6 protein-coding genes, 1 tRNA gene and 1 pseudogene are annotated in these 7,738 nt (G+C 64.6%); 6 read left to right on the top strand and 2 right to left on the bottom strand.

Going from position 1 to position 7,738, the window contains the following annotated elements; translation table 11 throughout:
* Positions 1-101: 101 nt before the first annotated feature.
* Together tusA and pdxB are read left to right on the top strand one after the other, a co-directional pair.
* Positions 102-344: a sulfurtransferase TusA gene (gene tusA, locus M2S36_RS18995; RefSeq protein ID WP_016500764.1), complete on the top strand. Its 243-nt coding sequence runs from the start codon at positions 102-104 to the stop codon at positions 342-344.
* 60 nt (positions 345-404) lie between these two features.
* Positions 405-1,547, top strand: a complete 1,143-nt coding sequence (gene pdxB, locus M2S36_RS18990) for a 4-phosphoerythronate dehydrogenase PdxB (protein ID WP_063913879.1) — start codon at positions 405-407, stop codon at positions 1,545-1,547.
* 176 nt (positions 1,548-1,723) lie between these two features.
* Here the strand turns inward: pdxB and M2S36_RS18985 are convergent, their stop codons facing one another.
* The gene (locus M2S36_RS18985; protein WP_170929323.1) at positions 1,724-1,897 is read right to left on the bottom strand and encodes a PA1571 family protein; all 174 of its coding nucleotides are present in this window, start codon (positions 1,895-1,897) and stop codon (positions 1,724-1,726) included.
* 213 nt (positions 1,898-2,110) lie between these two features.
* Here M2S36_RS18985 and M2S36_RS18980 point away from each other — a divergent pair, with 213 nt between their 5' ends.
* The 4 genes and pseudogenes from M2S36_RS18980 (at position 2,111) to mqo (ending at position 7,486) form a co-directional block, all read left to right on the top strand.
* Entirely contained in the window at positions 2,111-3,874 is a 1,764-nt protein-coding gene (locus M2S36_RS18980) for an ABC transporter transmembrane domain-containing protein (RefSeq protein ID WP_333957631.1), read from the top strand.
* 192 nt (positions 3,875-4,066) lie between these two features.
* A pseudogene (locus M2S36_RS25160) lies at positions 4,067-4,750 on the top strand (methyl-accepting chemotaxis protein); the annotation flags it as partial.
* Between the two features lie 165 nt (positions 4,751-4,915).
* On the top strand, positions 4,916-5,683 hold the full coding sequence (locus M2S36_RS25155; protein WP_391132624.1) for a methyl-accepting chemotaxis protein: 768 nt from the start codon (positions 4,916-4,918) through the stop codon (positions 5,681-5,683).
* A gap of 228 nt (positions 5,684-5,911) precedes the next feature.
* Positions 5,912-7,486 (top strand): malate dehydrogenase (quinone), encoded by a 1,575-nt coding sequence (gene mqo, locus M2S36_RS18970; RefSeq protein WP_333957629.1) that lies wholly within the window; start codon positions 5,912-5,914, stop codon positions 7,484-7,486.
* Positions 7,487-7,598: 112 nt separating this feature from the next.
* Here mqo and M2S36_RS18965 read toward each other — a convergent pair.
* Positions 7,599-7,675: transfer RNA gene (locus M2S36_RS18965), tRNA-Pro, on the bottom strand.
* Positions 7,676-7,738: the final 63 nt, after the last annotated feature.

Here is a 7,738-nt window from a genome sequence, read left to right as displayed (position 1 = left end):
AGATCAAGATCAAGATCAAGAGCTGGCTCAGCGTGTTCGCAGGCGGTGCTTGGACCACGTCGCGCGATGCGCGACAATGACGATCATTTGCGGAGCCCCCCATGACCGATTTCACCCCCGACGCCATCCTCGACGCCACTGGCCTGAACTGCCCGGAACCGGTGATGATGCTGCACCAGCACGTGCGTGACCTGGCCGCTGGCGGCCTGCTAAAGGTCATCGCCACCGACCCCTCGACCCGCCGCGACATCCCCAAGTTCTGCAACTTCCTCGGCCACGAACTGCTGCAGCAGCAGGAGGACGCCGGTACCTTCCTGTACTGGATCCGCAAGAAAGCCGACTGAAGCGCTCTGGAACACGCCCGGCGTTGCGCCTACACTGCGTTCCCCAGACAGGAGAGCGCCATGCTGATAGTTGCCGACGAGAACATCCCGCTGCTCGATGCCTTCTTCCAGGGTTTCGGCGAAATCCGCCGTTACCCGGGCCGAAGCCTCGATGCCGCCAGCGTCAAGGACGCCGACATCCTGCTGGTGCGCTCGGTGACCAAGGTCGACCGCCAGTTGCTCGAAGGCAGCCGTGTGCGCTTTGTCGGTACCTGCACCATCGGCACCGACCACCTCGACCTGAACTACTTTGCCGAGGCCGGTATCCGCTGGAGTAGCGCGCCGGGCTGCAATGCCCGCGGCGTGGTCGATTACGTGCTGGGCAGCCTGCTGACCCTGGCCGAGCTGGATGGCGTGGCACTGCCCGAGCGCGTGTATGGCGTGGTGGGCGCGGGTGAAGTGGGTGGGCGCCTGGTGCGGGTGCTGCACGGCCTGGGCTGGAAGGTACTGGTATGCGACCCGCTGCGCCAGGCCGCCGAGGGCGGCGACTACGTCAGCCTCGAGACCATCCTGCAACAGTGCGATGTTATAAGCCTGCACACCCCCTTGCAGCGTGGCGGCGAGCACCCGACCTGGCACCTGCTGGGCCAGGCGCAGCTGGCCCAGTTGCGCCCGGGTGCGTGGCTGGTCAACGCCAGCCGTGGCCCGGTGGTGGATAACGCGGCCCTGCGCGAACTGCTGCTGGACCGCGAAGACGTGCATGCGGTGCTGGATGTGTGGGAGGGTGAGCCGCAGGTCGACTTGCAACTGGCCGACCTGTGCACGCTGGCTTCGCCGCACATTGCCGGCTACAGCCTCGACGGTCGCCAGCGTGGTACAGCGCAGATCTACCAGGCGCTGTGCCGCTTCCTCGGTGTGGATGAACAGGTGCAACTGGCCGACCTGCTGCCTCGGCCGCCGCTTGCGCAGATCGAACTGGATGCCAGCACCGACCCGGCCTGGGCCATGGCCACCCTGTGCCGCGCGGTGTACGACCCACGCCGCGACGATGCCGATTTCCGCCGCAGCCTCAGCGACGACCCGCAGCAACAGCGTGCAGCATTCGACCAGTTGCGCAAGCAGTACCCGCCACGGCGCGAGATCGAGGGGCTAGGGGTGCGCTTGCGTGGGGAGTCGCCGCAGTTGGCGCAGCTGGTCAGTGCCTTGGGTGGGGTGCTGGTCTGACGGTATGTTGAGCGCAGTACCGGCCTTTTCGCGGGTAAACCCGCTCCCACAGGTGCCCCGCTGATCTCAAGGCTGGTGTGGTCCCTGTGGGAGCGGGTTTACCCGCGAAAGGGCCAGCACAGGATTCAGGCAAATAAAAACCCGGCGCAAGCGCCGGGTTGCAAGAAATTCGCCGATCAACCTTTGCGTACGCGCTCTACCCGGCTTTCTTCCAGGGCCTTGCAGGCCTGCTGGATCATCTGCTCGGTGATCGGTACTTCGCGCCCCTGGGCGTCGATGATCGAACCGCACACCTGCGGTTGCGGGGTGGTCCGGGGCTTCTGGTTGTCGCTGCCATGCTGCAAGCTCATGTATTGTCTCCTCATCAGGTTCAAGCGCAGGGTAACCCTGTGCCGTGACCGGCCTGTGACAGTGCCTGCAGGATCACGGCAGCCACAGTCCAGCAGAAACGGCCACAAAGCTCCATAGCCTGGTTAGACCGATAGGCTATAGCAACCTTGCAAGGGTTCCCCAGGCCTGGATGAGTGGTAGGCTGCGGATTCCCCACCATAGTGGTCCGCGCCATGCCCGAATCGGTTTCCTCGCGTCAACGCCGCGCCTTGCGCCTGGGTTGGCAGTTCGTTCGCCCGTACCGTCGCCAGGTGCTGCTGGCCTTGCTGGCACTGGTTGTCACCGCCGCCATCACCTTGTCCATGGGCCAGGGCATCCGCCTGCTGGTGGACCAGGGCTTCATGACCCGCTCCGCGCATCAGCTCAACCAGACCATCGGGCTGTTCCTGCTGCTGGTGCTGGCCCTGGCGGTGGGTACCTTCAGCCGCTTCTACCTGGTGTCGTGGATCGGCGAGCGCTGCGTGGCCGATATCCGTCGGGCCGTGTTCGACCACCTGATCGGCTTGCACCCTGGGTTTTTCGAAGACAATCGCAGCTCCGAGATCCAGTCGCGGCTGACCGCTGATACCACCTTGCTGCAATCGGTAATCGGTTCATCGCTGTCGATGTTCCTGCGCAACGCGCTGATGGTCATCGGTGGCGTGGCTTTGCTGTTCATCACCAACCCCAAGCTCACCAGCATCGTGGTGGTAGCGCTGCCGCTGGTGCTGGCGCCGATCCTGCTGTTCGGCCGCCGGGTACGTAGCCTGTCGCGGCAGAGCCAGGACCGGGTGGCCGATGTGGGCAGCTATGTGGCCGAGGCCCTCGGGCAGATCAAGACCGTGCAGGCCTACAACCATCAGGCGCACGACCGCGAGCTGTTCGCCGGCACGGTCGAAGCGGCGTTTGCCGTGGCCCGGCAGCGGATTGCCCAGCGTGCCTGGCTTATCACCCTGGTGATCGTGCTGGTGCTGGGAGCGGTGGGGGTGATGTTGTGGGTTGGCGGCATGGACGTGATCGCCGGGCGCATTTCTGCGGGCGAACTGGCCGCCTTCGTGTTCTACAGCCTGATCGTCGGCAGTGCCTTCGGTACCCTCAGCGAGGTGATCGGCGAGCTGCAGCGGGCGGCGGGCGCGGCCGAGCGCATTGCCGAACTGTTGGCGGCGCGCAGTGCAATCCTGCCGCCCGCCGTGGCGCAGGTGCTGCCGCAGCAGCGGGCCAGTGGGCGTATCGAGTTGCAGCAGTTGGTGTTCGCTTATCCGTCACGGCCCTCGGTGGCGGCTGTCGATGGCCTGAGCCTGGCCATCGAGCCGGGGCAGACCGTGGCGCTGGTTGGGCCATCGGGGGCGGGCAAGTCGACCTTGTTCGATTTGTTGTTGCGCTTCTACGACCCCCAGCAAGGGCGCATCCTGCTCGATGGCCGGGCGATTACCGAACTCGACCCCGCTCAACTGCGCCAGCAGTTCGCCCTGGTGGCACAAAACCCTTCGCTGTTTCGCGGCACGGTCGAGGCCAACATCCGCTATGGCCGGCCCGAGGCGACCCAGGCCGAGGTCGAGGCAGCGGCCCGTGGTGCCCATGCCGACGCATTCATCCGGCAACTGCCGCAGGGCTACCAGACACCGCTGGGCGAGGGCGGCATCGGCCTGTCCGGCGGGCAGCGGCAACGCCTGGCCATCGCCCGTGCGTTGCTGGTCGATGCACCGATCCTGTTGCTGGACGAAGCCACCAGCGCCCTCGACGCGCAAAGCGAACACCTGATCCAGCAGGCGTTGCCCCGCCTGATGGCCGGGCGCACTACCCTGGTGATCGCCCATCGGCTGGCTACGGTACAGCATGCCGACCGTATCGCGGTCATCGACAAGGGCCGTCTGGTGGCGGTGGGGACCCATCGCCAGTTGATCGAAGAGAGCCCGTTGTATGCGCGGCTGGCGGCCTTGCAGTTCACTACGGGGTAGCTTGTAGTGGCCTTGTAACATTTCTGTAGTATTTGCCTGAGAGTATCTAGCTCAACTGTTGCGTAAGTGCTCGACCTGGCTGCCATTGCTTGATGGCAGCCTTTTTTTGGCCTGCCAGTAACCGGGCTGCGTTGCACCCCATTGCCAGCTTGCGCGGCCCCCCGGTCTTCCTCCTGCTTTCCGAGATCCAAGATGTTGCGTAAATCCCTCAGAGTGCAAATTCTCTCCCTGCTCGGCGGCAGTCTGGTGGCGATGTTGCTGATCGCCCTGGTGTGCTTCCAGTTCCTCTCGTCCAGCGTGCGCGGCTACGCCGAGCTGGTCGACGGGCCGCTGCGGGCCTCGCAATTGATCGACGAAGCCAACCTGCAGTTCAAGATCCAGGTGCAGGAATGGAAGAACGTACTGTTGCGCGGGCGCCAGCCGGCTGACATGGACAAGTACTGGCAGCAGTTCCAGGCTCGCGAGCAGCAGGTGCAGCAACTGCTCGGGCAATTGATCGATAGCAGCGACGCCAGGCTCAAGGCGCCGTTGCAGCAACTGCGTGACAGCCACCGGCAGCTAGGCCTGGCCTATGCACAGGGGCGCCAGGCATTCCTGGCGGCGGGCGGTGACCCGGTTGCCGGCGACCAGGCGGTCAAGGGCGTGGACCGCGCCGCCAGTGAACAGATGAGCGAACTGGTCGAGCAACTGCGTGCCGATGCCCATCAGCAAGCCGCCAGCCTCAGTGCCGGTGCGGAGCGCACGGTATGGCTGGGCTTGCTGGTGATGTTGGCCTCGGCGGTGTTGGTGGGGCTGCTCAGCCTGTGGCTGGTCAACCGCAGCCTGATCGAGCCGATTCGTCAATTGATCGAGTATGTCGCGCAGCTTAGCCAGGGCCGCTTTGCCGCCCGGGTAGAAAGCCGCCGTGAGGACGAACTGGGCCGCCTGGCGCGGGCCGCCAACACCCTGCGCGACTTCCTCGCCGACACGGTCGGCCGGCTGCAGGACAACGCCCAGGAACTGGAAGGCGCCAGCGGCCGGTTGCGCAGCATCGCCGGCGACATGGCCCGTGGCACCCATGACCAGTTCCAGCGCACCGACCAGGTGGCCACGGCCATGCATGAGATGTCTGCCACCGCCCAGGAAGTCGCGCGCCACGCCGCCGAGGCCGCCCGCGCGGCGGACGACGCCGACCACAGTGCCCAGGCGGGCGAGCAGGTGATGCAGCAGACCATCGATATCATCGGCGTGGTCAACCGCGAAATTGCCGGTACGGCGGCGGTGATTCGCGACCTGGAGCATGACAGCACGCGCATTGGCAAAGTCCTCGAAGTGATCCGTGGCATTGCCGAGCAGACTAACCTGCTGGCGCTCAACGCGGCCATTGAAGCGGCCCGTGCCGGCGAGGCCGGGCGTGGTTTTGCGGTAGTCGCCGATGAGGTGCGCAGCCTGGCCCAGCGCACGGCGGCTTCGATTGCCGAGATCCACCAGATCATCGAAGCAGTGCAGTCGGGGGCGGTGGAAGCGGTCAAGGCCATCGAAAGCGGCCAGCAGCGCAGCGAGGAGGGTGCCGAACAGGTGCAGCAGGCCGGGCAGATGCTGCAGCGCATCACCCTGGCGGTGGAGGCAATCCGCGACATGAACCGGCAGATCGCCACGGCGGCCGAAGAGCAGACCAGCGTGGCCGAGGACATCTCGCGCAACCTGATCGAAATCACCCGCATCGCCACGGCCAACCAGGAGGCCGTACAGCATACCGAGCAGGCGGGGCAGCGCCTGCATGGGTTGTCGGGGCAACTGGGCGAAGTCACCTCCCGTCTCTCTGCCTGACGCAGTCCTTGTGGGGGTGGCCTTGTGTCGCGAAAGGCCGCTCCCACAAATACGCTGCGCCGGGCTGGCTGCTGGGGAAACCCGCCACTTTCACTGCTTCATCCTATGCCCTGTGGCGGATTGTCGCCACGCTCCCCGTCGCGAGCCCCCGTATTCATTGCTCGATACCCAGTTGGCACATTCCCTGCTCAAGGCGGCGCGCGTGTACACAACAACTGGATAACATCAATGAAGAAATTCCTGCTGACGTTCCTCTGCCTGGGCGTCATCGGCTGCTCCAAACCCGCGGAACCGGAAAAGACTGTCGACGTGCTGCTGATCGGCGGTGGCATCATGAGTGCCAGCCTGGGCACCTACCTCACCGAGCTGGAGCCCTCCTGGAAGGTCGACGTCTACGAACGCCTGGACCAGGTGGCCGAAGAAAGCTCCAACGCCTGGAACAACGCCGGTACCGGTCACTCTGCGTTCTGCGAGCTGAACTACACCAGCGTCGGCAAGGACGGCAGCATCGATATCAGCAAGGCTGTGGGGGTCAACGAGCAGTTCGAGGTATCCAAGCAGTTCTGGGCCTACCAGGTCGAGCAGGGCGTGCTGAGCAACCCGAAGTCGTTCATCAACAACGTGCCGCACATGAGCTTTGTCTGGGGTGACGACAATGTCGCCTTCCTGCACAAGCGCGTCGACGCCCTGCAGCACAGTTCGCTGTTCCGCGGCATGGAAATCTCCGAAGACCACGAGCAGATCCGTAAGTGGGCACCCCTGGTGATGGAAGGCCGTGACCCGGGGCAGAAGGTCGCCGCCACGCGCATGGCCATCGGCACCGACGTGAACTTTGGCGAAATCACTCGCCAGCTGTTCGCCGCGATGACCCGCAACCCCAACGTGTCGCTGAACCTGCGTCATGAAGTGCGCGACATCGTACGCAACGACGACGGCACCTGGCAGGTGCGGGTGGCCGACCTGGCCAACGGTGGCAAGGAAAAGGCCGTCAACGCCCGCTTCGTGTTCATTGGTGCCGGTGGTGGCGCGCTGAAGCTGCTGCAGAAGTCGGGGATCCCCGAAGCCGAAGGCTATGCCGGCTTCCCGGTCGGTGGCCAGTTCCTGATGACTGACAACCCCGACCTGGTCGCCCGCCACCAGGCCAAGCTGTACGGCAAGGCCTCGGTCGGCGCGCCGCCGATGTCGGTACCGCACCTGGACACGCGGATGATCGATGGCAAGCAGGTGCTGCTGTTCGGCCCGTTCGCCACCTTCTCCACCAAGTACCTCAAGCATGGCTCGCTGCTGGACATGTTCGCCTCGCTGAACAGCCACAACGTGCTGCCAATGGTCAATGCCGGCATCGACAACATCGACCTCAGCACCTACCTGATGGGGCAGTTGATGCTCAGTTTCGATGACCGCATGAACGCCCTGCGCGAGTATTTCCCCAACGCCAAGAACGAGGACTGGAAGCTGCTGCAGGCCGGCCAGCGGGTGCAGGTGATCAAGAAGGACCCGGTACTGGGCGGTGTGCTGCAGTTCGGTACTGAAGTGGTGGCGGCGGAGGACGGCAGCATCGCTGCGTTGCTGGGCGCTTCGCCGGGTGCCTCGACCGCGGCGCCGATCATGCTGACCGTGCTGGAAAAGACCTTCAAGGACCGTATCCAGTCGCCAGCCTGGCAGGCCAGGCTCAAGGAAATCGTGCCGAGCTATGGGCAGAAGCTGAACAACAACCTGGCGCTGACCAACCAGACCCGTGAGTGGAGCAGCGAGCGCCTGCAGTTGCTGTATGTGCCGGTGGAGGCTGAGGTGGCGCACTGACACATGTGGGAGCGGCCCAGGGCCGCTCCCACAAGAGGGGCCGCGCTGGGGCTGGGACACCTTCCAGGGCATAACAAAAAGCCCGCACAAGGCGGGCTTTTTGATAAGGATTTGGTCGGAGAGACAGGATTCGAACCTGCGGCCTTCTCGTCCCGAACGAGACGCGCTACCTGGCTGCGCTACACTCCGATGAAGGAAATCCTACTGCATCCTTTTTTTGCACGCAAGCCCTTGTTGTTGAAAGGGCCTTTG

Source organism: Pseudomonas sp. SF2 (assembly GCF_036858055.1).
Lineage (GTDB): Bacteria > Pseudomonadota > Gammaproteobacteria > Pseudomonadales > Pseudomonadaceae > Aquipseudomonas.
This window is presented reverse-complemented; position numbering and strand designations above follow the sequence as displayed.